Consider the following 24,069-nt stretch of genomic DNA (forward strand, 5'->3'; position numbering starts at 1 on the left):
TGCTCCCGGCGGTTCCAGGTCACCACCCTGATACGACCCTGACGTGCATCCCCTACTCGATCCTGAGGGGCTCCCCCACCTCGTGCATGTGGGCCAGCGCCTGGCGGTAGGAGTCGACGAGCCCGGTCTCGGTGTAGGGGATGCCGAGGTCACGGCAGTGGGCTCGCACCAGGGGCTGGGCGAGCCGCAGGTGGGGCCGCGGCATGCTGGGGAAGAGGTGGTGCTCGATCTGGTAGTTGAGCCCGCCCAGGAACCAGTCGGTCACCGGGCCTCCGCGGATGTTGCGCGAGGTGAGCACCTGGCGGCGCAGGTGGCCCCAGCGCTCGTCCGCGTCCGGGTCGGGCATGTCCATGCCCTTGTGGTTGGGCGCGAAGGCCAGGCCCAGGTGCAGTCCGAACAGGGCCTGGTGCAGCGCCGCGAAGGCGACGGCCTTGCCCGGGGACATCGTGGTGAGGAGCAGGGTCGCGTAGCCCGTGACATGCGCCAGGAGGAGGAGTCCCTCGACGGCTCGCTCGCGCGGCGGTTGCCGGCGCAGGTCCCGGAAGCCGTAGATCTTCAGGGCCAGGCCTTCGAGAAGCGTCAGCGGAAAGAAGAGCCAGGCCTGGTTGCGCGTGAGCCACCGGCGGAAACCGGCCCTGGTGCGTGCCTGGTCACTGGTGAAGACCAGGACGTCGGCGGCAACGTCCGGGTCCTTGTCGATGTGGTTGGGGTTGGCGTGGTGGCGGTTGTGCTTGTCGTTCCACCAGGCGTAGCTCATCCCCAGGAGCAGATTGCCGTGGACGAGGCCGATGGCCCGGCTCAGGGACCGGTTGGCGGTGATCTGCGCATGGCCGGCGTCGTGGCCGATGAACGCCGTGCGTGCCGAAAGGACGGCGAGCAGCGGCGCCAGGAGGAGCGTCCACCAGCAGTCACCCAGCAGCACGACGGCGGTGACCGCGGCGCCCAGCGCGAGTGCATTGACCGCGATGCCCAGCGTGTACCAGCCGGTGCGGCGGTCGAGCAGCCCCTGGCCCCGGACCGTGCGCAGAAGGGGCGCGAACTCACTTCCGGCGGGCGGTTTCCCGGCAGCGTCCGGGAAGCGCTCCGCAGTGGCTGCGGCAGCCTGGATCATGGCAGGTCTCCGGTCTCTCGCTGGTCGTCTGACCTCATGAAACGTACGGATCGGTGACCTACGGCGACCATGGAGCCACCACCCGTGCTGAGCCTGGGGCAGGCCCGCATGACATGGGGTGCTGACCACACCCCGGGGGTGGGGCAGTCCGGACGGCCGCGGCGAACGCCCTCCTCGGGGTCCGCGAGTGAGGTACCCTCGACGACTCCGGTCTCAGTAGTCAAATTTGAGGAATGTGGCATCGCTGTGCATGAGCCGCCCGCAGCAACACCCTCCGAGATCTCAGAACTGTCCCGCTGTTCCGTCGTCTTCGTACCCGCCGATCCCGCGCGTGGCGGCAGCGTCGCCTTCTGGCACGCCGACCAAAGCGCGCCGCCGAGTGCGGCCGGGGGCTCGGTCGAGCATCTGACCGTCGCCCTGCCCGGTGATGACGGCATCGAGCTCGTGGGCGTACCCACCCTGGTGATGCCCGTGCGGCAGGCCCTGCCTGTGCTCACACGCGCGCGTGCCCATGCGCAGGCGCATCCGGCGGCAGCCTTCTGGGGAGCGGCAACGGTGCTGGCGCTGCAACTCGTCGCACGCGGGCTGCTGTTGCCCGGGCTGACGCCGGCCGACCACGACGCCTGGCGTGCGGGTCCGCTGCGGCCGGAGGACCTTCAGCGGCTACGCGACCTCGCCGCCTCCATGCCCCCGGGAGCCCACGCGGTCCCGATCGACGGCGCCGGGCCGCCGCGGCTGCCGGACCCCGAGCACCTGCTGCGCGCCTTCCTCGACGCCGTGGCCGACTCGCTGCCGCGCTCCCCCGCCGCTCCGCTCGCGGCGGGCGGTCCGGCCTTCGCGGCGCAGTGGCCGCAGCACATCCCCGAGCACCGTGCCTGGGCCGCCGATGTGGCCGCGGGGCACGACGCGGGCGTACGGATCTCGCTGCGCGTCGAGGTGCCGGGCCTCGCGTCGGCGGCCTCGGACGACACCGCACTCGCGTTCCGGGCCGTGCTGCAGATACACAGCGTCAGCGATCCCACGCTCGTCGCGGATGCGGCCGAGGTGTGGACCGCCACGGGCGCATCAGCGCGTTCGTTCGGGCCCCGCGCGCGGATGGACGCCCTGCTCGCGCTGCGCCGCGCGGCCCGCGCCTGGCCGCCGCTTGCTCCTCTGCTGTCGGCCACCGTGCCCGACGCCGTCGAGCTCGCCGACGACGAGGTCACCGAGCTGCTCGGTGAGGGCGCCCGGCATCTCGCGGCCGCGGGCGTGGAGGTGCGCTGGCCCCGGGAGCTGGCGCACAAGCTGACCACACTCGCCGTCATCGGCCCTCCGGACGACGGCGGCACGTACAACACCGGACGAACGGACGCCGGTCGAACGGGCAGCCGCGCGAGAAACGATGATCGAGGCGACGACCGGACGGCCCGGAGCACCTCCCTCTCCGACGCGCCGTCGTTCCTGTCGGCGGACGCCCTGCTCGCCTTCAACTGGTCGTTCGCACTGGGCGACCAGCAGCTGACCCGTCAGGAGCTGGACCGTCTCGCCGAGGCGAGCCGTCCCGTGGTGCGGCTGCGCGACCAGTGGGTGCTCATCGACCCGGAGGAGGTCCGGCGCGCCCGGGAGCAGCAGGACCGCAAGGTCACCCCGATCGACGCTCTGGGCGCCGTCCTGACGGGTTCCACCGAGGTCGACGGGCGGCGTGTCGAGGTACGGCCTACGGGCTGGCTGGCGACCTTGCGCGAACGGCTGGCCGACCCGGAGGGCATGGAGCCGGTGGGGCAGCCGGCCGCCCTCGATGCGACGCTGCGCGACTACCAGCTGCGCGGCCTGAACTGGCTGGCCCGCATGACCTCACTCGGTCTGGGCGCCTGCCTGGCCGACGACATGGGCCTCGGCAAGACGATCACGCTCATCGCCCTGCATCTGCACCGGCAGACCGATGAGGCATCGGCCGGCCCGACTCTCGTCGTCTGTCCGACGTCACTGATGGGCAACTGGCAGCGGGAGATCGAGAAGTTCGCGCCCGGCTGCCCTGTGCGCCGTTTCCACGGCGGGCGCCGCAGCCTGGAGAGCCTGGCCGACGGCGAGTTCGTGCTCACCACGTACGGCACGATGCGGCTCGACGCCGAGCAGCTCGCCGGTACGCGGTGGGGGATGGTCGTCGCCGACGAGGCGCAGCACGTCAAGAATCCCTACTCCGCCACCGCCAGGCAGCTGCGGACGATCGGCGGGCACGCGCGCGTGGCGCTCACCGGCACACCCGTGGAGAACAACCTCTCCGAGCTGTGGGCCATTCTCGACTGGACCACACCCGGACTGCTCGGCCGGCTCGGCACGTTCCGCAGCCGCTATGCGCAGGCGGTCGAGGGCGGCCAGGACCCGGCCGCCGCAGAGCGGCTCGCCAAGCTCGTCCGCCCGTTCCTGCTCCGCCGCCGCAAGTCGGATCCGGGCATCGCCCCCGAACTGCCGCCCAAGACCGAGACCGACCGGGCCGTGTCCCTCACCACGGAGCAGACCGGACTGTACGAGGCCGTGGTGCGCGAGACGCTCGCCGAGATCTCGGGTGCCGAGGGTTTCGCGCGCCGCGGGCTCATCGTCAAACTGCTCACCGGGCTCAAGCAGATCTGCAACCACCCGGCGCAGTTCCTCAAGGAGGATGATCCAAGGATCGCGGGCCGTTCCGGAAAGCTGGAACTGCTCGACGAGCTGCTCGACACCATCCTCGCCGAGGACGCGAGCGTGCTCGTCTTCACCCAGTACGTCCGGATGGCCCGGCTCATCGAGCAGCATCTGGCGTCGCGCGGTGTGCCCTCGCAGTTCCTGCACGGCGGCACGCCCGTGGCCGAACGCGAGGCCATGGTGAACCGCTTCCAGGAGGGTGAAGTGCCGGTGTTCCTCCTGTCGTTGAAGGCGGCCGGCACGGGGCTGAATCTGACCCGCGCCGGTCATGTCGTGCACTACGACCGCTGGTGGAACCCGGCCGTCGAGGCTCAGGCGACGGACCGCGCGTACCGCATCGGGCAGACCCAGCCCGTGCAGGTGCACCGGATCGTCGCCGAAGGCACGATCGAGGACCGCATCGCCGACATGCTGCTGCGCAAACGCGCACTGGCGGACGCCGTGCTCGGCTCCGGCGAAGCCGCCCTGACCGAACTGACCGATGCCGAGCTGGCCGATCTGGTGGAACTGCGAGGGGGCGACCGATGAGCCGCAGGTACGAAGAAAGCAGCAGCGCGGACGACGAGTACGGCCACACGCACGACCATGCCGGCGAAACCCTGAACGAGCCCACCCTTGAACGCACCTTCGCCGCGCTGCCACCCGCGCGCGGGCGTGGCTTCGCAGTGACCTGGTGGGGCCAGGCCTGGCTGAGGGCGCTGGAGGACACGGCTCTCGACACCGAGCAGGTGAAGTCGGGCCGCAGGCTCGCGCGCATGGGCGCGGTGGGCGCGGTGTCGGTGCGCCCCGGCCGTATCACCGCGGTCGTCCAGGACCGGGACCGCACCCAGCACCGCTCGGACGTACTGCTGCAGCAGTTGAGCGACGTGGAGTGGGACCGCTTCCTGGACATGGCCGTCGAGCGTGCCGGGCACATCGCGGCCCTCCTCGACCGCGAGATGCCACCGCATCTGGTCGAGGACGCGGCGGCCGCGGGCGTGGAGCTCCTTCCGGGCATCGGCGATCTCGAGCCGGAGTGCGACTGCGGGACGTGGGACCACTGCGCGCACACCGCGGCACTCTGCTACCAGCTGGCGCGACTCCTGGACCAGGATCCGTTCGTTCTGCTGCTGATGCGCGGCCGCGGGGAGCGCGAGCTGCTGGACGAGTTGCAGGGCCGCAGTGTCGCGCAGGCCTCCGCGACGGCGGCTCCCGAGGAGGCACAGGAGGAGGCTCCCGAAGGCGTCGACGCCCAGGAGGCGTACTCCGCCGGGCAGATCCTGCCGCCCCTGCCCGCACCGCCACCCGCACCGCAGGAGCCCGGGGTTCCGCCCTCCCTCGACACGGAGGCGGAGCCCGCGCCCGGTCTTGATGTGCTCGGCCTGGAGTTCCTGGCGGCGCAGGCGGCTGCCGAGGCGCACCGGCTGCTGACCGACGCCCTCGCCGCCGGGCACGAACACCAGCCTCTCGCATCCGACCTGACAGTGGATCAGGATGCCGTCCGACTGGCTGCCGATGCCCCCGGGACAGAGATCACGGCACGGCTCGCGTCCGCATCGGGCCGGGGCCGGGACGGCCTCGCCCTCGCCGTGCGTGCCTGGCGGTACGGCGGGGCCGCAGCGCTCCCGGTGCTCGACGAGGAGTGGGCGCCCGAGGGGGAGGGGGAAGCACTGGCACGCGCGCGTGCCGCCCTGGAGTCGGCGTGGGAGGACGACGAACGGCCCGAGCTGCGTGGCGTACGCAACGCCTGGACCGTGGTCGGCACGCAGGCGGTCGGCGCGCAGGCGCAGCTGCGTCTCGGGCGCGACGGCCGCTGGTGGCCGTACCGCAAGGAGCGCGGTCGCTGGGCCCCGGCGGGCCCTCCCGCACACGACCCGGCGACGGCTCTGGCGGTGGCGACCGGCGGCGAGTGAACCGGCGGGCCTGGACGACCACGCCCCTCAGACCAGCGGCTTGGTCAGCTTCCGGTCGCTCGTCCCGTCGTCCGCCGCGAGGCTGCAGGCGACTTTGTCGATGCCCAGCTTGTATCCCGTGGTGTCCGGGTACTGCACGAGGGTGCCGCGTACCGAGCCCGCGGGCTGCTTCTTCGCCTTGGCTGCGAGGGGCTCATCGCAGAGCTCCGTGGCCGCCTTCTTGAGGGCGGCATCGGTCGCGTACGTGCCGTTGATTTCCGCCACCTTCACGACCTCTGCATCGTGCGGCCGGCGGCAGGAGCGCTTCGCCGCCTGGCCGGGCTTGCTGTCGTCGGCGTCGAAGCAGTCCCCGGCGCTCAGCATGTAGTACGGCACGTCGTCGCCCACGGCAGACGGGAGCAGCGACTCGATGTCGCTGGGGAAGTCCGAGGGCGGGGAGGGCACTTCGGTGGGTACCTGGGTGGGGAGCTCGGACGGAACACTCAGTGACGGGGTGGGGGTGCGTGCCGTGCTGCTCTCCGCCGGTGTCTTCCTGTCCGGCGAGTCGTCTCCGCTGCCTGCCAACAGGACCACGGCTGCGACGATCCCGAGGGCCACGATCACCACCAGCGCGATGAACAGGCCGCCCTTCCGCCGGCCCGGCTCTCCTGGCGGTCCGGGAGGCGGCGATGGCGGCCAGCCGCCGCCTGAGGGAGGCAGGCCGCCGCCACCAGGAGGCCAGCCGCCCCCGGAGGGAGGCTGCCCACCGCCCTGGGACGGTGGGCCGTATCCGCCGGAAGGCGGACCGTAGCCACCAGCAGGCGAGCCATACCCTCCGGGATGCGTGCCTCCAGGCGGCGGCCCGAAGCCGCCGCCCCCAGAAGGCGGTGTGTCACTCGGCGGATTGGGAGGCTGAGGCGGTACCGGCGGTATGGCCATACCGTCAAGAGTCGCCTCGAACCGGTCAAGACGCGACCCCGGGGCGGAAGTTGGCGCGCATGGCACGCATACCGGTCACGGTGCGACCGATTCCGGGCTCTTCCGCCCAGACCTCGCGGCCTCCCCTCCCCCGGACAGACGTTCAGCCCCGCGCGCCCAGCAGGTGGTCCATCGCCAGCTGGTCGAGGTGCTCGAAGGCCATGGAGCGGGCGGCGGCCGCCTCCACGTCGAACTCCTCGAACGAGGCGCGGTCGGCGAGCAGCGCGGACAGGCCGTCCTCGGCGGTGGGCTTGGCCAGCTCGTCGAGGCGCGACGCGCGCAGGGCCTCCTGGACTTCCGGGTCGGCGCGGAAGGCGGCCGCGCGCTCCTTGAGGATCAGGTAGTTGCGCATGCAGCCCGCGGCCGACGCCCACACACCGTCGAAGCCCTCGGTGCGCGGCGGCTTGAAGTCGAAGTGCTTCGGGCCCGCGTAGCCGGCGGACTCGAGCAGGTCGACCAGCCAGAACGCCTGCCGCAGGTCACCCGCGCCGAAGCGGAAGTCCTGGTCGTACTTGATGCCGGACTGGCCGTTGAGGTCGATGTGGTACAGCTTGCCCGCCCACAGGGCCTGGGCGATGCCGTGCGGGAAGTTGAGCCCCGCCATCTGCTCGTGGCCCACCTCGGGGTTGACGCCGACCAGCTCGGGCCGCTCCAGGCGCTCGATGAAGGCGAGAGCGTGGCCGATCGTGGGCAGCAGGATGTCGCCGCGCGGCTCATTCGGCTTCGGCTCGATGGCGAAGCGCAGGTCGTAGCCCTGGGTGGTCACGTACTCACCGAGGAGGTCGAAGGCCTCCTTCATCCGGTCGAGCGCGACGCGTACGTCCTTCGCCGCACCGGACTCGGCACCCTCGCGACCGCCCCAGGCGACATACGTGGTGGCGCCCAGCTCGACGGCCAGGTCGATGTTGCGGATCGTCTTGCGGAGCGCGTAACGGCGCACGTCGCGGTCGTTCGCGGTGAACGCGCCGTCCTTGAAGACCGGGTGCGTGAAGAGGTTGGTCGTGGCCATCGGCACCTTCATGCCGGTGGCGTCGAGCGCCTGACGGAAGCGCTTGATGACCGCCTCGCGCTCGGTGTCGCTGGACCCGAACGGGATCAGGTCGTCGTCGTGGAAGGTCACACCGTGCGCGCCGAGCTCGGCCAGGCGCTGGACGGTCTCGACCGGGTCCAGGGCCGGCCGGGTGGCGTCACCGAAGGGGTCCCTGCCCTGCCAGCCGACGGTCCACAGACCGAAGGTGAACTTGTCCTCAGGGGTGGGCTGGTAGCTCATGCCGCGGCTCCTTGCTCGCTCCGACTATTTCGTCATGGCGCTTTACAAATTAGTATGCCAGGGCATCTCTGGGAAGACGGGCCTCGGCAAGACCGGCGGATTCGGTCAGAAAACGGGAACCCCGGGACTCGTCAGGGATGCGCAGAGTCCCCCAGAAACAGCGTCGGCCCCCGGTGGGCCCGGCGCGAGCCGCAGAAACGGAGAGCCCGATGTCAGCAGCGGAGGGACCGCTCGTTGTCGGAGTGGACAGCTCGACGCAGTCCACCAAGGCCCTGGTCGTGGACGCCGCCACCGGGCAGATCGTGGCGAGCGGGCAGGCCCCGCACACCGTCACGTCGGGCGCCGGCCGCGAGAGCGACCCCGAGCAGTGGTGGAGCGCCCTGTGCGAGGCGCTGCGCCAGTGCGGCGACGCCGCCCACGAGGCCGCGGCGGTGTCGATCGGCGGTCAGCAGCACGGGCTGGTCACGCTTGACGCGCAGGGCAAGCCGGTGCGCCCCGCGATGCTGTGGAACGACGTGCGGTCGGCGCCGCAGGCCCAGCGGCTGATCGAGGAGCTGGGCGGGCCCAAGGCGTGGGCCGACCGATTCGGCAGCGTGCCGGGGGCGTCCTTCACGGTCACCAAGTGGGCGTGGCTCGCCGAGCACGAGCCTGAGGCCGTCCGCGCCACGGCCGCCGTCCGGCTGCCGCACGACTACCTCACCGAGCGCCTGACCGGCGAGGGCACCACCGACCGCGGCGACGCCTCGGGCACCGGCTGGTGGGCGTCGGCCGGCGAGTCGTACGACGAGGAGATCCTCGGCCGCGTCGGCCTCGACCCGGCTCTGCTCCCCCGCGTCGTACGCCCCGGAGAGGTCGCCGGAACCGTGCGCGGCGGTGACCTGCCCTTCGCCAAGGGCACGCTGGTCGCCCCCGGCACCGGCGACAACGCGGCCGCCGCCCTCGGGCTCGGGCTGCGTCCCGGCACGCCTGTGCTCAGCCTGGGCACGTCCGGCACCGTCTACGCGGTGTCGCAGCGGCGGCCCGCCGACCCGTCCGGCACCGTGGCCGGCTTCGCCGACGCGCGCGGCGACTGGCTCCCCCTGGCGTGCACCCTCAACTGCACGCTCGCCGTCGACCGCATGGCCACGCTGCTCGGCATCGACCGGCAGGCCGTGGAGCCCGGCGGCAGCGTCACGCTCCTGCCCTACCTGGACGGCGAGCGCACGCCGAACCTGCCGAACGCCTCCGGCCTGCTGCACGGGCTGCGCCACGACACGACGCCCGGCCAGCTGCTGCAGGCGGCGTACGACGGCGCGGTGCACTCGCTGCTCGGCGCCCTCGAGCTGGTGCTCGACGAGGACGCGGACCCGACCGCTCCGCTGCTGCTCATCGGCGGCGGCGCCCGCGGCACGGCCTGGCAGCAGACCGTACGGCGGCTGTCCGGCCGGGCGGTGCAGGTGCCGGAGGCCAAGGAGCTGGTGGCTCTCGGCGCGGCCGCGCAGGCCGCCGGGCTGCTCACCGGCGAGGATCCGGCCGCCGTCGCACGGCGCTGGGGCACCGCACAGGGCCCCGTCCTGGACCCGGTCGAACGCGACGAGGCGGTGCTCGGCAGAATCGGCCGGGTACTGTCCGACGCCGCTCCGCTGCTGGACAGGCGCCCGGACGGGTCCTGATCCGGGGCCGCGGCCCCAACCGGGACCGCGACCGGCCGCGACCGCGGGCCCGGGCCCTGGACCCGCCTCGGCCCGGCCGGCCCCCGGAAGGCGAACCGCCCGCCCCCGGATGCGAAACGACGACAACTGAGGGAGACGAGGACTGAGCGAGGCATGACGGCACCACTGCACGACGCCCGCCGGGGCACGCCCGACACCCAGCAGGGCATGCGTCGCCGCAATCTCTCCCGGGTGATGCACACCGTCGCCGCGGAGGGCCCGCTGTCGCGCGCCGCGGTCGCCTCCCGGATCGGGCTGACACGCGCCGCCGTCTCGACGCTGGTGGACGAGCTGATCAGGGCGGGGCTGCTCGACGAGCTGGGACCGGAGCGCCCCGGCCGCGTGGGCCGAGGCCGTCCCGGCTCGGCGCTCGCGGTGAGCGGCCGGGGCCCGGCAGGCATCGGTGCCGAGGTGGGTGTCGACCATCTCGCGGTGTGCGCGGTCGATCTGCGCGGCGAGGTACGCGCGCGTGCCGTGCAGTGGAGCGACAACCGGGGCCGGGCCCCGAAACCCGTGATCGAGGAGCTGGCCGCGCTGGTCCGTCAGGTGACCGGCGAGGCGCAGAGCGTCGGCCTGCGCCCGGCCGGGCTGGCGGTCGCCGTCCCCGGCCTGGTGGAACGCGGCACCGGGCTGGTCGTCCGGGCACCGAACCTCGACTGGCACGACACCGACCTCGGCGAGCTCCTCGCAGGGGAACTGCCCGTGACGGTGGACAACGAGGCGAACTTCGGCGCGCTGGCGGAACTGTGGCTGGGCGACGGAACTCCCCCGGACTTCGTGCATGTGTCGGCGGAGATCGGTATCGGTGCCGCGGTGGTCGTCGACGGCCGGTTGCTACGCGGCACACGCGGGTTCGCGGGCGAGCTGGGCCATGTTCCGGTGCGCCCCGAGGGCCCGAAGTGCCGGTGTGGCGGGCGCGGTTGCCTCGAGCAGTACGCGGGTGAGGAGGCCGTCCTGCGTGCGGCGGGCCTCGGCCCGGGCGAAGGCCGCGTCGGGCTGCTCGCCGAGCGTGCCGCCCAGGGCGACAAGGACGTACGGCGGGCGCTGCGCGGCGCCGGCACGGCGCTGGGCATCGCCTTGACCGGTGCCGTCAATCTCCTCGACCCGCACACCGTGGTCCTGGGCGGGGCGCTGTCCCGGCTCGCACCCTGGCTGCTCCCTTCGCTGGAGCGTGAGCTCGGGAGCCGTACCGCGAGTCTCGCCTGCGGCGTCGCCGTGTCCCGCCTCGGTCCGGAGGGCCCTCTGCTGGGCGCGGCACACTCGGTCGTACGGGCGGTGCTGGACGATCCGGCCATGGTGGCCAACGGGGTCTGAGGAGCCCCGCTGCGCCTGGACGTTCGGCGGGGCACCACCTGTGGCGCGCAGTGCTCCGGGCACCTTCTGCCGGTCGGAGCCCGCGTACGCTGGAAGGGGACGTTACCTGGAGCTGATCCGGGGAGGCCGCGATGCGCAGCCATTTCCGCTTTCATCTGGATCAAGACGGTCACTCTGTCACCGTCGAGGTCGCACGGCCGTCCGGGACGTCGGAGGTCCTGGTCGACGGAAAGGTGGTCGCCCACCACCGCGGCGGCGGTCACGGTCCGACTGTGCTGGAAGCGGAGCTGCCCGGTGACCCGCCCCAGCCGATCAGTATCACCATCGGTGATCCCCCGGACCGCGACGCTGCCCCTCTGTGCGTGATGGACATCGCCGGCGTGCGGTACTTCATGCCCCTCACACCGCTGACCGGCGCGCACCCCAGCCCACCCGCCCGCACGGCTGGACGGGCGAGGCGGCTTCGCCGCCTGCGCCGGCATGCGCGCCGTATCGTGGCGCGGCTGGGCGCGTAAGACGCCCTGGGGCTGTTGGGCAAGTCCAGCGCGATGACGCCGACCGCCCGGGCCGCTCACGGATCGAGGTGGCTGACGATCTCCGCCGTCGCCGAGAGGCCCTCATAGATGGTCGGCGCCATGCTCGTGCTCGCGAGATAGAACCCGAGCAGGATGCACACCAAGGCATGCGAGACCTTCAGCGAGCCGTTACGCATAAAGACCACCGCCAGGATCAGCAGCAGTAGCACCGCAGAAATTGAAACAGCCATCGCCCGGTCTCCTCCGCCACGTCGACACCCGTGGCCTCCGGCCGCAAGTCTGGCGTAGCGGAGGGACCCTCCCGGCGACTGGCGTGTCCCCCGAAAGTGTGTTGACTCGCTGTGATGGCAAAGCCCTGAACTGGGGGACCGCTCAATTACGCCTTGTCGTGAGCGTCCAGGAACGCCTCGAGGCCCGCCAGGTCGTCCGTGTTCAGGTGGTCGACGTCGGCGGCGACCAGCTCGCTCCACACCGCGTCGCGTGCGGGCCCTGCCAGGTCGGGAGTGGCCCAGAAGCGCACGCGCTGCCCGCGCGCGTGGGCGGTGGAGACGATGCCCCGCAGCTTGTCGCGCTCCGCCGCTGGGAACGGACCGACTCCCTGCCAGGTGAAGTTGTTGTTCCAGTTGTCGCTGATCAGCGGGATGAAAGAGGCGGGCGCCGACGATCCGAGGTCGGCCAGCCGGCCGTCGTAGAACGCGCGGCGCACCTGCTGCGCCTCCATCGGGACACGGGCCGCCCGGTCCCCGGAGATCACGGCGGTCACCGCCTTCTGGTGCACGGTGCCGTGCGCGTACGAGGTGAAGATCTGCCGGTAGCGCTGGAGGCGGCGGTCGAGTTCGAGGTACGTCGAGGCGCCTTCGGTCTTGATGTCGATGAGGAGCTGCAGGGGCGCGCGATAACCGCGGTACACGGAGCCGTTGTTCGCCCGGATGCGGGCCAGCAGTGGGTCCAGGTACAGCGATTCGAGCGTGCGGGACGGGTCGAGGTCCACCGGGTCGTGCGCGACGAGCAGTTGGTCGCCGACGAGGTAGATGTCGGCCTCCACGCTCGTGAAGCGGTGGTCCAGTGCGTCGAACAGGGGCCGGGGGTGCTCGTAGTCGTTGTGCGCGTGGGCGCGCCGGAGCGGTCGCGGCCCGCGCTCTCGCTCACTCGCGCGGGCATGCGCGGCGGGAGCGGCGACGCTGCCCGCGAGGGCGGCGCCGAGGGTGATGAGGGCTCTGCGGCGGGTGGTAAGGGCCATACTCAGCCTCCCGGAAGTGCGGTACGGGACACCGGCGAGTATGGGGGCCCGGGATGCGCAACCGGCATGACTGCGCACTGAGTTGGCTGGACTGCCGCCCTGCGTTCACTTCGCGACGGAGCCGCACCTCGCGTTCACCCGGCGAGCATGGCGAGCGGCAGCGAGGGCACGGCGTACTCGTGGCGGTTCGCCGACAACCGGCTCAACCACCGCCGCTGCTGCGGGGCCGACTGGTTACCGGCGGGGGCGATCCCAAATTCGCGTGGTCCAGGTCTTCCGTGCCTAGGGGTCCGCCTTCGAACGACGGATCTTGCCCAGAGCAGAACGATGCGCGGGCGACCTTGACCTTCTCCGGGCCGCCCGCGACGCCGATGACGGTGGCGCCCGCCGCGGCGCCGTGCTCGTGGCGCTGCTCGGGCTCGCGGTGGTCCTGGCGCCGGGTGAGGCCGTCGCGCCGGGCATCGTCCTCCTGGTCTGCGGGGTTTCCGTGGCGGTCCTGGGGGTGGCGCTCATCGTGCTCGTGCTGCGGATGCTGCTCGCTCAGGCCGTCGCGCGCGACATCGAAGCGGCGCAGATGCAGGCCGAGCTGGCAGAGGTGATCTGATGCCGATCGCCGTCGACATCGACGTGATGCTGGCCAAGCGGAAGATGTCCGTGGGCGAGCTCGCGGACCGCGTCGGGATCACGCCCGCCAACCTGGCAGTACTCAAGAACGGCCGCGCCAAGGCGGTGCGCTTCTCGACGCTCGCGGCGCTCTGCGAGGTGCTCGAGTGCCAGCCGGGAGACCTGCTGCGCTGGGAGAACGAAGACGTCGCCGACGGGTGACGTCAGCGGCATGGCGCGGGCTGTGCCCGTCGCGCAGGGGGGTCCTGCGCGACGGCACGGTGTGGCTGCCCCCGTCAGGCGATCGCCGCTCCCCCAAGGCCCGGGACGACGGCGATACGACCGGTCGTGACGCCGTCGGCGACGCGCTGCACGGCCTCCGCCGCGCCCTCCAGCGGCACACGGTCGCTGACGAGGGGCTTGATCGCGCCCTTCGCGGCGAGCTCGGTCAGCTGCTCGTGGCAGTGCAGGACCGCCTGCGGGTCCTTCGTGTTGTACAGGCCCCAGTGCAGGCCGAGGATCGAATAGTTCTTCACCAGCGCGTGGTTGAGCGCGGGCGTCGGAATCGTGCCGCTCGTGAACCCGACGACGACGATCCGACCCTCGAACGCCACGCACTTCGCCGACTGCGCGTACGCGTTGCCGCCCACCGGGTCGTAGATCACGTCCGCGCCCCGGCCGCCGGTGGCCTCCTTGACCGCGGCGACGACGTCGTCCGTGCGCCGGTCGAGCACGAGATCGCAGCCGAGCTCTCGGGCGACCCTCACCTTCTCCGGGCCGCCCGCGACACCGATGACGGTGGCACCCGCCGCCTTCCCGAGCTGCACGGCCGCGCTGCCGACGCCGCCCGCGGCCGCGTGCACGAGCAGCGTCTCGCCCGCCTGGATACGGGCGCGGCGGTGCAGGCCGAACCAGCCCGTCTGGTAGCCGATGTGCAGCGCCGCCGCCTCGGCGTCGTCCAGCGCGTCGGGCGCGGGCAGCAGGGCGGCCGCATCGGCGACGGCGTACTCGGCGAAGCCTCCGTACGGGAGCGCGGGGTTCGCGATGACGCGGCGGCCGTCCTCGGTCTCGCCGCAGATCTCCACGCCGGGCGTGAACGGCAGCGAGGGCCGGATCTGGTACTGCCCGCGGCACAACAGGGCGTCGGGGAAGTTGACGTTCGCGGCCCGCACCCTGAGGAGGACCTGCCCGTCGCCGGGTACCGGCTCGGCCGTCTCCTCGAGGCGCATCGCCTCCCTCGGCTCGCCGTTCTCGTGCACCTGCCATGCCTGCATTGCGGGGCCTCCACGGGACTGTTCGTAGAACCAGGCTCGGACACGCATACTAAGCGGTCGCTTGGACATGTGGGAACAGTCGCGTCCATCACTGTCCGCGTGAGTTCCCCTGCGCGCGTCGCGCGTCCCGTCGGCCTCAGCGGCCGAAGACCTCGAACGCCACCGCGGGCTTTCCGCCGAACCGCCGACCCGTGGCCTCGGCGTTGTCGAAGAGGAAGGTGCGGCAGTACGTCTCCGGATCCTCGTCTGTGAGCGCCTCGATGTAGGTGCGGTGTTCCAGCAGGGAGCGGACCGACCGCTCAAGACCCGGGGTGGCGTCCACGGCGTGGGTCGGCTGTGCGGATCCGGCGACGGCGACCCAGCGCACCCCGTTCCACGGCTCGAGGCCCTCGTCGGCGAGCTCCGGGAAGATCCAGCGGTTGCCGGCGTCCGCCGCTGCGTCGAGGGTGGCGCGGCCGACGGCGACATGATCCGGTGTGTTCCAGGCGACGCCGCCCCAGGTGTCGCGGTGGTTGAGGGTGATGACCAACTCGGGCCGGTGGCGCCGGATCGCCGCGGCGATGTCCCGGCGCAGCCGGAGTCCGTACTCGATCACGCCGTCCTTGTGGTCGAGGAACTCCACACTCGTCACCCCGACGACGGCGGCGCTCGCCCGCTGTTCCTGTTCCCGCAGGGGGCCGCACTTGGCGGGCTCCAACGTGTCGATGCCCGCCTCTCCGCGGGTGGCCAGGACGTATGCGACCTCGCGGCCGGCGTCGGTCCATGCGGCAACCGCGGCCGAGCAGCCGTACTCGAGATCGTCGGGGTGGGCCACGACGGCGAGGGCGCGCTGCCAGTCGGTGGGCATGGGTTCGAGTTGCGGCTCGGTCGTCGGGTCGGTCTGCGGGTCGGTCATGAACGGGAGCCTATGCGTCGCGGCCTGGTCTGGAGTATCTCCCGGCTCCGGGTAACATCCGCCTCCGCGTAGCCTGAACATGGGAGGAAGTCGGTGGCACCGCACTCGGAACCCGGCGTGCTTGCCCGGATGGCCGATCTGCTCGGTGAGACGCCCCCGGAACAGGGCGGAGCACTGTGGCGGCTGGCTGCCCGGGAACGGCAGTTGGACGCGAACGTGGTGCGTCTGACGCCTGGGGCCGATGTCGCCGCGCACACGGAGCCGGATCTCGACGTACTGCTGTACGTGACCGACGGCGGCGGGCAACTCGACGCGGAGGGCAGACGGCACACGCTCGAGCCGGGAAGCCTGACGTGGCTGCCGCACGGCACCCGCCGGTCGCTGTCGGCGGGCCCGGACGGCATGGCCTATGTCACGGTGCACCGCCGCAGGCCCGGCCTCACGATCCGCTCGGCCGCACCTGGGCGCGAGCCGCAGAGGGGGAGCGAGAGCGAGCCGCAGGCGGAGGCCGCGCCACAGCCCCCGCGCCGGCCACACCCGAGCGAGCCCGTGGCACAGCCGGAAGGCGGCGATGCCGCCTGTCTCCTGCACCGTGTCTGCCCCGACTGCGGGCGTCTCGCGTCGGAGCGCGACGCCCTGTACTGCAGCCGGTGCGGCACCCGCCTCCCGTCGGAGGAGTGACCGCCCTTCCGACGTCGGCCCGACGTCAGCGCGTGGCCAGGCTCGAGCGGCGCACCACGAGCTCCGGCTGGAGCACGACCCGCTTGTGCTCGTGCGGCGCCGACGCGGTCTCGGCCTCCGTCTCCTCCAGGAGGAGCTCGGCGGCGAGCGCGCCCATGGTCACCGCGGGCTGACGCACCGAGGTGAGTGGCACGGCCGCGGCGGCCGCGAACTCGATGTCGTCGTACCCGACGATCGCCAGGTCGTCCGGCACGCTCACCCCGGCCGCGAACATGGCCTGCAGGACGCCGAGCGCGAGCAGATCGTTGGCGCAGAACACCGCCGTCGGGCGCTCGGCCAGCCCGAGCAGCCGGGCCCCGGCGTCACGGCCCGCGGCCACATCGAGCCGCTCGGTCGGCAGTTCGCGCAGCGCATCGGGCCCGAGCCCCGCCTCGGCGAGCGCATTGAGGGCTCCCGTCCGGCGGTCCCGGACCTGGTTCAGCCCGGGCGGCCCGCTCACATACGCGATGGAGCGGTGCCCGGCGTCGACGAGATGCCGTACGGCCAGCGCGCCGCCCACCACGTCGTCGACCGAGACCGAGCACTCGGTGGTGCCCTCGGCGACCCGGTCGACGAGCACGAACGGGATGCCGTGGCGGCGGAACGTCGCGATGTTGCGTCCCGTCGCGTCGGCGGGCGTCAACAGCACACCGCGCACCCGCTGCTCGGCGAAGAGCGACAGGTACTCGGCCTCCTCGCCCGCGCTCTGCGCGCTGTTGCAGACCATGACACCAAGACCGGCCTGGCGCGCGGCCCGCTCGGCGCCGCGCGCCACGTCCACGAAGAAGGGGTTGCCCATGTCGAGGACGAGCAGACCCATGATCCGGCTACGGCCGGCCCGCAGTTGTCGTGCGGACTCGCTGCGGACGTAGCCGAGCCGGTCGATCGCGGACAGCACCCGGGCGCGGGTCTCGGTGGCCACCGTGTCCGGACGGTTGATGACGTTCGAGACCGTGCCCACGGAGACTCCGGCAGCGCGGGCGACGTCCTTGATACCCACCGACTGGGCCATCAGGCTGGGACCTCCTGGGGGACGAGAAGCGGCGGGCATGCCCTCACATTATCCGTGCACGCGCCGAATGCGCCGGTCACGAGGGAAGCCGGAAGTCGACGACATGGAGCGGCGAGGGGGTCGTACCGCTGGACTTCTCCTGGTACATGACCGACAGGACCCCGTCCTGCGCGACCCTCGGCTCGTCGATCACGACCTCACCGAAGGCGTTCAGGCCGCTGCCGTCGTACAGCAGCTTCCAGTCCGTGTATCCGGAGGACTTGGAAGCGCCGGCGATCCTGCCGAACGGGAAGATCGCGTACGCGTTGTCGTACTTGTCGAGGATCAGCTTGGTGCGCTGACTGGAGTTCAGTACGACCGGGATCTCGGTCTTCTGCCAGGTGCCTGACGAGTTCTTGCGGACGTGGAAGGCGCGGCCGTTGTTCGTCCGGTCGGTGACGTAGTTGGTGGTGCACTGGCCGAAGCGGCCTGGCACATAGCTGATGATCGCGTGGGGCAGTCCGGCCGAGTCGGTGAACTGGCTCTCCTGGTTCATCAGCGAGTGGTCGGGGTTGAGGGGGTCGACGACGAGTCCGGCGTCGGTGACGGCGACCTTGTCGGAGCCGCCGGTGGTGCCGACGACGGTGCCCGCGTTGTTCCGCCAGGTGCGGCCACGGTCGTCCGAGTAGACGTAGCCGGTGTCGTGGTTGGTGATGCCGCCGCTGTTGCACATCACGGAATTCGACTGTTCGCGCCAGGTGAAGAAGGAGTGCAGTCGGCCGTTCTTGTCGTAGTCGATGCCGTGCAGGTACATGTTGCGGGCGGTGCTGGAGCCGTGCTCGCTGGCGTACGTGCCGGTGGAGCTGCTCCACTCCCCCAGCGCGGTCCACTTGGTTCCGTCGTACTCGGCGAGTGCGTTGCGGCCGTTGCCCGAGATCCCGACGCGGTAGCTGAGCTGGAGCCTGCCCTCGGGCGTCGAGACGAACTGCGGATACGTGAACTGCGAGGTGAGCGCGAGTCCGTCGAGGGTGGACTGCGGCGCGCCGAAGCGGCTCGCGGTCCAGCTCAGTCCGGCCGGGTTGTCGAGGAGGCCCGCCACCGACTTGACGTAGGTGAAGCCGTCGCTGTGGGAGTCCATGTTGAGGTGCAGCCGGCCGTCGGTCTTCGACACCCCCATGGAGATGACGTTGTGGGAGTCGTTGTAGCGGAGCGTGTGGCCGACCTTGACGGTCGACCAGGTGCTCGCGCCGAGCGCGCGGCGGCCGACGACGGCGTTGCGGTCGGCGGTGTACCAGGCGGCGTACTGGTAGCCCTTGTACGTGAACAGCCCGTTCTTCTGGAACGAGTTGTTGTTGACCAGGCCGTCGTAGGAGACGAAGAAGATCGCTTGGGAGTCGAGGGTGGTGTTGCCGGTCAGGGTGACCGAGGGGCCGGGATCGGCGGCGCGGGCCGTGCTAGTGACTGCCACGGCGCTCAGTCCCGAGGCGAGGGCGGTGGCCAGCAACGTGCGTCTTCTCATGTCCGCATGCTCCTGAGATGGGGGGTGTGTCAGGCAAGATGGAACACTTCGGTGAGGGGTTTCATGGCCTCGTCGGGCCGGGCGCCGTCCAACGACTCGAAGAACGGCGCCATCTCCGCCTGCCAGCGGGCGTTGACGTCGGTGGCCTCCATGCCGGCCTGGGCGGCCGCGAAGTCCTCGGTCTCCAGATAGCCGACCAGCAGGCCGTCCTCGCGCAGGAACAGCGAGTAGTTGTGCCAGCCGGTGGCCGAGAGCGCTTCGAGCATCTCGGGCCACACGGCGGCGTGCCGCTCGCGGTACTCGTCGAGGCGGTCCGCACGGACCTTCAGCAGAAAGCACACGCGCTGCATCAACGACCTCCAGGTACTAGAAGTTGAACTGGTCGATGTTCTTCTTGTCGAACACGGTCGGCTTGCCGAGGCTGATCACGCCGTCCTTGCCGATGGTGTAGGTGCCCATGTCGCCGGCCTTGAAGGTCTCACCCTCCTTGCCGGTGATCTGCCCGGAGACCAGGGCGACGGAGGTACGCGCGGCGAGCTCGCCGAGCTTGGCCGGGTCCCACAGCTCGAACGCCTCGACGGTGCCGTTCTTGACGTACTTGCGCATGTCGTTGGGGGTGCCGAGGCCCGTCAGCTTGACCTTGCCCTTGTACTTGGAGCCGGACAGGTACTGGGCCGCGGCCTTGATGCCGACCGTGGTCGGGGAGATGATCCCCTTCAGGTTCGGGTACTCCTGGAGCAGGCCCTGGGTCTGCTGGAAGGACTGCTGGGCGTCGTCGTTGCCGTAGGCGACCTTCACCAGCTTCACGTCCTTGTACTTGGGATCCTTGAGCTCGTCCTTCATGAACTCGATCCAGGTGTTCTGGTTGGTCGCGGTCTGCGCTGCGGACAGGATCGCGATCTCGCCCTTGTAGCCGATCTGCTCGGCGAGCAGCTGCACCTCGGTGCGGCCCAGGTCCTCGGCGCTGGCCTGCGACACGAAGGCGTTGCGGCAGTCGGCCTTGGTGTCCGAGTCGTACGTGACGACCTTGATGCCGTTCTTCATGGCCTGCTTGAGAGCGGTGCACAGGGCGCCCGGGTCCTGCGCCGAGACGGCCATCGCGTCGACCTGCTGCTGGGTGAGCGTGTTGACGTAACTGACCTGGCTGGAGGTGTCGGTGGCGCTGCTCGGACCGACCTCCTTGTAGCTGGAGCCCAGCTCCTTCAGGGCGGCCTCGCCGCCCTTGTCGGCGGAGGTGAAGTACGGGTTGTTGACCTGCTTGGGCAGGAAGCCGACGGTCAGGCCCTTCTTGAGTTGCGCGTTCGGGTCGGCCTTGCCGGCCGAGGCGGAGGATCCGCCCTCGTCCTTGACGTCGTTCTTGGTGGTGCCGCCGCACGCGGTGGCGGCCAGGGCGAGCGAGGTGACGGCGGCGAGGGCCGCGCAGGTGCGGCGGATCGAAGACTTGCGCATGACGGGGTCCTTTACGGGTGAGTGGGTGCGCCCCAAAGGGGCGCGGGGCTGTATCGATATGCGGCTCCGCCGCGATGGGGGTCCCCCCTGTTCTGGGGGTCCCCCCTGCTCGAGCGAAGTCGAGAGCTTGGGGGAGAAGCCGAGAACTTGGGGGAGCGACCAGCCACAGACGGCCCGCAGCTTTCAAACGGCCTATCCAGCGGAGCGTGCGGCCCTCGCGACCGAGATCTGGCGCCCGACCCGGGGGCCGAGCACCGAGACGACGAGCAGGACGCCGGTGACGACGATCTGTGACTGGGCGGAGACGTTGACGAGGCTCATCACGTTCTGCAGTGCGCCGAGCAGGAAGACTCCCGCGATCGCGCCGCCGAGCGTGCCCTTGCCGCCGTCGAAGTCGATGCCGCCGAGCAGCACCGCGGCGATGACGGCCAGTTCGAGGCCGGTGGCGTTGTCGTAGCGGGCGCTGGCGTAGTGCAGCGCCCAGAAGACGCCGGTGAGCGCGGCCATCAGACCGGTCACGGTGAACAGGATCAGCTTCTGCCGCTTGACGCGGATGCCCGCGAACCGGGCGGCCTCCTCGCTGGCGCCGATGGCGAACAGCGAGCGGCCGAACGGCGTGGCGTGCAGCACGACCACGGCGATCGCCAGCAGCACCAGGAAGGGCAGGAGGGCGTACGGGACGAAGGTGTCGCCGATGCGTCCCGCCGCGAAGTCCAGATACTGCGTGGGGAAGTCGGTCACGGCGTCCGAGCCGAGGATGATCTGGGCGATGCCTCGGTAAGCGGCGAGCGTACCGATCGTGACGGCGAGAGACGGCAGCCCAAGCCGGGTGACGAGCAGGCCGTTGACGAGCCCGCACACCGCGCCGAGCAGCAGGCACAGCGGGATGATCATCTCGATAGTCATGCCCTGGTTCCACAGCGCGCCCATCACCGCACCCGACAGACCCGCCGTGGAGGCGACCGACAGGTCGATTTCGCCGGACACCACGAGCAGGGTCATCGGCAGGGCGATCAGCGCGATCGGCAGCGTGTTGCCGATCAGGAAGGACAGGTTGAGAGCGTTCCCGAAGCCGTCGACGAAGCCGAAGGACAGCAGGAGTACGACGATGAGGAGGGCGCCGACGACCGTGTCCCAGCGGACGGCGCGCGCGAGGGGCGAGTCAGCCATGGCGGGCGTTCCTCTTCTTCAGGGCGGACGCCACCCGCAGTGCGACCACGCGGTCCACGGCAATGGCGAGGATGAGCAGGATGCCGTTGATGGCGAGCACCCACACGGAGCTGACGCCGAGGGCGGGCAGCACGCTGTTGATGGAGGTCAGGAGCAGTGCGCCGAGCGCCGCGCCGTAGACGCTGCCGGAGCCGCCGGTGAAGACGACGCCGCCGACCACGACCGCGCTGACCACGGTGAGTTCGTAACCGTTGCCCGTGCCGGAGTCCACGTTGCCGAACCGGGCGAGGTACATCGCGCCCGCGAGACCGGCCAGGCCGCCGCAGAAGGTGTACGCGGCCAGGATCCGCTTGCGGACGGGGATGCCGGCGAGCCGCGCGGCCTCCGGGTTGGAGCCGAGCGCGTAGAGCTCACGCCCGCTGCCGAAGTGCTTGAGGTAGTAGGCGGTGGCCACGAGCACGGCCAGCGCGATCAGCGCCAGATACGGCACCGCCGAGATGCCGCCGGAGCCGAAGTCGACGAATCCGCCGGGGAGATCGGCCGCGGTGATCTGCCGTGAGCCGACCCAGATCGAGTCGATGCCGCGGATGATGTAGAGCGTGCCGAGGGTGACGACGAGAGCGGGCACCTGGCCGAGGCTGACGAGCAGGCCGTTCAGGAGGCCGAAGCCGACGCCGAGCAGCACCGCCAGGGCGATCGCCACGACGGAGTTCCCGCCGCCCTGCAGATAAGTCCCGGCCGCGAAGGCGCTGATGCCGAGCGTCGAGCCGACCGACAGGTCGACGTTCCGGGTGATCACGACCAGCGACTGGCCCGTGGCGACCAGCACCAGGATGGTCGCGTTCAGCAGCAGGTCCTTGATGCCCTGCTCGGAGAGGAACTCGCTGTTGCCCGCCTGAGTGATCGCGATCATCACCAGGAAGACGACCAGGATGGCGAGTTCGCGCATCTTGAAGACCCGGTCGACCAGGCGGGTGCCGCTCGACTTGGGTATCTCGGCTGCGGGTGCGGGGTTGGGAGCGGTCACCGTCATGCCGCCCTCCCGGTTGCTGCGGCCATCACGGATTCCTCGGTGGCTTCGGAGCGTGGGATCTCGGCGGTGAGCCTGCCCTCGTGCATCACGAGCACGCGGTCGGCCATGCCGAGGATCTCGGGCAGGTCGGAGGAGATCATCAGGACGGCGACCCCGTCGGCGGCCAGCTGGCTGAGCAGCCGGTGGACCTCCGCCTTCGTACCGACGTCGATGCCGCGGGTCGGCTCGTCGACGATCAGCACCTTGGGGGCGGTGGCGAGCCACTTGGCGAGGACGACCTTCTGCTGGTTGCCGCCGGACAGCGTGTTCACGGTGTCGGCGATCCGGGCGTACTTCACCTGGAGCTTGACCGCCCAGTCGAGGGAGCGGCTGCGCTCGGCGCCGCGGTCCATCAGGCCGGCCTTCACGGTCGTACGCAGGCCGGTGAGGCCGATGTTCCGCTCGATGGACATGTCCATCACCAGGCCTTGGGCGCGCCGGTCCTCGGGGACGAGGGCGAGCCCGGCGGCCATGGCGGTGGACGGTGCGCCGTTCGTCAGCGCCTTGCCGTCGACCTCCACCTCACCGGCGTCCCAGCGGTCGACGCCGAAGACGGCCCTGGCGACCTCGGTGCGGCCGGCGCCGACGAGGCCGGCGAGGCCGACGATCTCGCCGCGCCGCACCTCGAAGGAGACGTCGGTGAACACGCCCTCGCGAGTCAGGCGCCGCACACTCATCGCCACCTCGCCCGGCTGCACCTCCTGCTTGGGGTACAGCTCGTCGAGATCGCGCCCGACCATCCGTCGTACGAGATCGTCCTCGGTCATGCCGTCCAGCGGCTCGCTGGAGATCAAGGCGCCGTCCCGCAGAGTCGTGACCCGCTGGCAGATCTGGAAGATCTCCTCCAGGCGGTGCGAGATGAAGAGCACCGCGGCGCCCTGCTCGCGCAGGGTGCGGACGACGCCGAACAGGCGCGCCACCTCGCTGCCGGTCAGGGCGGCGGTGGGCTCGTCCATGATCAGGACGCGTGCGTCGAAGGAGAGCGCTTTCGCGATCTCGACGATCTGCTGGTCGGCGATGGACAGGCCGCGCGCGGGGCGGTCGGGGTCGAGTTCCACGCCGAGGCGCTGCATCAGGGCGGCGGTCGCCTCATGCGTGGCCTTGTGGTCGATGCGGCCGAGGGCGCGCCGGGGCTGGCGGCCCATGAAGATGTTCTCGGCGATCGACAGGTCGGGGAAGAGCGTGGGCTCCTGGTAGATCACGGCGATGCCCGCATCCCGGGCGTCGGCCGGACCGTGGAAGACGGTGGGCTCGCCGTCCAGCAGCACTTGACCGGCGTCCGGTCGGTGCACCCCGGCGAGCGTCTTGATGAGGGTCGACTTGCCCGCGCCGTTCTCGCCGGCGAGTGCGTGCACTTCGCCGGGGAACAGTTCCAGGGATACGTCCCGCAGGGCGCGTACGGCGCCGAAGGACTTGGAGATGTCCTTCAGCGCCAGCACGGGGGCCGGACCCGTGTCGGACCGGTGGGTCATGGGGGCTCCTCAACGACGCGGGCAGAGCCGCCTCACGACGTCGTGAAAGGTTTCAACTAGGTTGCCGGGACGTTAGGCATGCCACGCAGGTCGCGTCAATGGGTCCGTGTCGAAATTTTCGACGCCAAATAGTCACGACAGGGTCACGGCGGTCAGTCTTTGTCCGAAGGGTTGACAGCCCTTCGGACGGCTCATAGCTTCGCTCTCTGAATCGATTCAGAATCTTTCAGTA

21 protein-coding genes and 1 pseudogene are annotated in these 24,069 nt (G+C 71.0%); 8 read left to right on the plus strand and 14 right to left on the minus strand.

Annotation, left to right across the window (positions count from 1 at the left end):
• Positions 1-52: 52 nt before the first annotated feature.
• Complete coding sequence (locus tag ACSMXV_RS04945; RefSeq protein WP_473176481.1) at positions 53-1,111, minus strand: acyl-CoA desaturase; 1,059 nt, start codon at positions 1,109-1,111, stop codon at positions 53-55.
• A gap of 246 nt (positions 1,112-1,357) precedes the next feature.
• On the opposite strand from ACSMXV_RS04945, the gene ACSMXV_RS04950 reads away from it, so the two are divergent.
• On the plus strand, positions 1,358-4,300 hold the full coding sequence (locus ACSMXV_RS04950; protein WP_473176482.1) for a DEAD/DEAH box helicase: 2,943 nt from the start codon (positions 1,358-1,360) through the stop codon (positions 4,298-4,300).
• Positions 4,297-5,664, plus strand: coding sequence for an SWIM zinc finger family protein (locus ACSMXV_RS04955; RefSeq protein ID WP_473176483.1), 1,368 nt, complete (start codon positions 4,297-4,299; stop codon positions 5,662-5,664). Before ACSMXV_RS04950 ends, ACSMXV_RS04955 begins: the two co-directional genes overlap by 4 nt.
• A gap of 27 nt (positions 5,665-5,691) precedes the next feature.
• On the opposite strand, the gene ACSMXV_RS04960 is transcribed toward ACSMXV_RS04955, so the two are convergent.
• Both ACSMXV_RS04960 and xylA read right to left on the minus strand, forming a co-directional pair.
• Complete coding sequence (locus ACSMXV_RS04960; RefSeq protein ID WP_473176484.1) at positions 5,692-6,270, minus strand: hypothetical protein; 579 nt, start codon at positions 6,268-6,270, stop codon at positions 5,692-5,694.
• Between the two features lie 454 nt (positions 6,271-6,724).
• Complete coding sequence (gene xylA / locus ACSMXV_RS04965; protein WP_473176485.1) at positions 6,725-7,891, minus strand: xylose isomerase; 1,167 nt, start codon at positions 7,889-7,891, stop codon at positions 6,725-6,727.
• A 209-nt stretch (positions 7,892-8,100) separates the two neighbouring features.
• Between xylA and xylB the strand changes: the two genes are divergently transcribed.
• The 3 genes from xylB (at position 8,101) to ACSMXV_RS04980 (ending at position 11,411) form a co-directional block, all read left to right on the plus strand.
• Positions 8,101-9,543 (plus strand): xylulokinase, encoded by a 1,443-nt coding sequence (xylB, locus tag ACSMXV_RS04970; RefSeq protein WP_473176486.1) that lies wholly within the window; start codon positions 8,101-8,103, stop codon positions 9,541-9,543.
• 153 nt (positions 9,544-9,696) lie between these two features.
• Positions 9,697-10,896, plus strand: coding sequence for an ROK family protein (locus ACSMXV_RS04975; RefSeq protein WP_473176487.1), 1,200 nt, complete (start codon positions 9,697-9,699; stop codon positions 10,894-10,896).
• 131 nt (positions 10,897-11,027) lie between these two features.
• Positions 11,028-11,411 (plus strand): hypothetical protein, encoded by a 384-nt coding sequence (locus ACSMXV_RS04980; RefSeq protein WP_473176488.1) that lies wholly within the window; start codon positions 11,028-11,030, stop codon positions 11,409-11,411.
• A 56-nt stretch (positions 11,412-11,467) separates the two neighbouring features.
• Here ACSMXV_RS04980 and ACSMXV_RS04985 read toward each other — a convergent pair whose 3' ends face one another.
• Positions 11,468-11,662, minus strand: a complete 195-nt coding sequence (locus ACSMXV_RS04985) for a hypothetical protein (protein WP_473176489.1) — start codon at positions 11,660-11,662, stop codon at positions 11,468-11,470.
• A 146-nt stretch (positions 11,663-11,808) separates the two neighbouring features.
• Positions 11,809-12,672 carry a phosphatidylinositol-specific phospholipase C/glycerophosphodiester phosphodiesterase family protein gene (locus ACSMXV_RS04990; RefSeq protein WP_473176490.1) on the minus strand — a complete coding sequence of 288 codons (864 nt, stop codon included), beginning with the start codon at positions 12,670-12,672 and terminating at the stop codon, positions 11,809-11,811.
• 391 nt (positions 12,673-13,063) lie between these two features.
• On the opposite strand from ACSMXV_RS04990, the pseudogene ACSMXV_RS04995 reads away from it, so the two are divergent.
• Both ACSMXV_RS04995 and ACSMXV_RS05000 read left to right on the plus strand, forming a co-directional pair.
• Positions 13,064-13,276 (plus strand): annotated as a pseudogene (locus tag ACSMXV_RS04995) (DUF2975 domain-containing protein); the annotation flags it as partial.
• Entirely contained in the window at positions 13,276-13,497 is a 222-nt protein-coding gene (locus ACSMXV_RS05000) for a helix-turn-helix domain-containing protein (RefSeq protein WP_181864135.1), read from the plus strand. The pseudogene ACSMXV_RS04995 and the gene ACSMXV_RS05000, both read left to right, overlap by 1 nt.
• A gap of 74 nt (positions 13,498-13,571) precedes the next feature.
• Here ACSMXV_RS05000 and ACSMXV_RS05005 read toward each other — a convergent pair whose 3' ends face one another.
• Positions 13,572-14,549 carry an NADPH:quinone oxidoreductase family protein gene (locus ACSMXV_RS05005; protein WP_473176491.1) on the minus strand — a complete coding sequence of 326 codons (978 nt, stop codon included), beginning with the start codon at positions 14,547-14,549 and terminating at the stop codon, positions 13,572-13,574.
• Between the two features lie 136 nt (positions 14,550-14,685).
• A complete protein-coding gene (locus ACSMXV_RS05010) occupies positions 14,686-15,444 on the minus strand; it encodes a PIG-L deacetylase family protein (RefSeq protein ID WP_473176492.1) in 759 nt (252 codons plus the stop codon).
• Positions 15,445-15,537: 93 nt separating this feature from the next.
• Here ACSMXV_RS05010 and ACSMXV_RS05015 point away from each other — a divergent pair, with 93 nt between their 5' ends.
• A complete protein-coding gene (locus ACSMXV_RS05015) occupies positions 15,538-16,125 on the plus strand; it encodes an AraC family ligand binding domain-containing protein (protein WP_473176493.1) in 588 nt (195 codons plus the stop codon).
• A 25-nt stretch (positions 16,126-16,150) separates the two neighbouring features.
• Here ACSMXV_RS05015 and ACSMXV_RS05020 read toward each other — a convergent pair whose 3' ends face one another.
• The 7 genes from ACSMXV_RS05020 to ACSMXV_RS05050 all read right to left on the minus strand — a co-directional run bounded on the left by ACSMXV_RS05020 (position 16,151) and on the right by ACSMXV_RS05050 (position 23,837).
• A complete protein-coding gene (locus ACSMXV_RS05020) occupies positions 16,151-17,176 on the minus strand; it encodes a LacI family DNA-binding transcriptional regulator (RefSeq protein WP_473176494.1) in 1,026 nt (341 codons plus the stop codon).
• Positions 17,177-17,252: 76 nt separating this feature from the next.
• Positions 17,253-18,674: a BNR repeat-containing protein gene (locus ACSMXV_RS05025; protein ID WP_473176495.1), complete on the minus strand. Its 1,422-nt coding sequence runs from the start codon at positions 18,672-18,674 to the stop codon at positions 17,253-17,255.
• A gap of 29 nt (positions 18,675-18,703) precedes the next feature.
• Entirely contained in the window at positions 18,704-19,024 is a 321-nt protein-coding gene (locus tag ACSMXV_RS05030) for an L-rhamnose mutarotase (protein ID WP_067280349.1), read from the minus strand.
• A gap of 16 nt (positions 19,025-19,040) precedes the next feature.
• Entirely contained in the window at positions 19,041-20,123 is a 1,083-nt protein-coding gene (rhaS, locus tag ACSMXV_RS05035; protein WP_473176496.1) for a rhamnose ABC transporter substrate-binding protein, read from the minus strand.
• A gap of 192 nt (positions 20,124-20,315) precedes the next feature.
• Positions 20,316-21,293 (minus strand): ABC transporter permease, encoded by a 978-nt coding sequence (locus ACSMXV_RS05040; protein WP_473176497.1) that lies wholly within the window; start codon positions 21,291-21,293, stop codon positions 20,316-20,318.
• Complete coding sequence (locus ACSMXV_RS05045) at positions 21,286-22,326, minus strand: ABC transporter permease (RefSeq protein WP_181864128.1); 1,041 nt, start codon at positions 22,324-22,326, stop codon at positions 21,286-21,288. Before ACSMXV_RS05045 ends, ACSMXV_RS05040 begins: the two co-directional genes overlap by 8 nt.
• Complete coding sequence (locus ACSMXV_RS05050) at positions 22,323-23,837, minus strand: sugar ABC transporter ATP-binding protein (RefSeq protein ID WP_473176498.1); 1,515 nt, start codon at positions 23,835-23,837, stop codon at positions 22,323-22,325. Before ACSMXV_RS05050 ends, ACSMXV_RS05045 begins: the two co-directional genes overlap by 4 nt.
• Between the last annotated feature and the right edge of the window lie 232 nt (positions 23,838-24,069).

This window comes from Streptomyces sp. DSM 42067 (assembly GCF_055792885.1).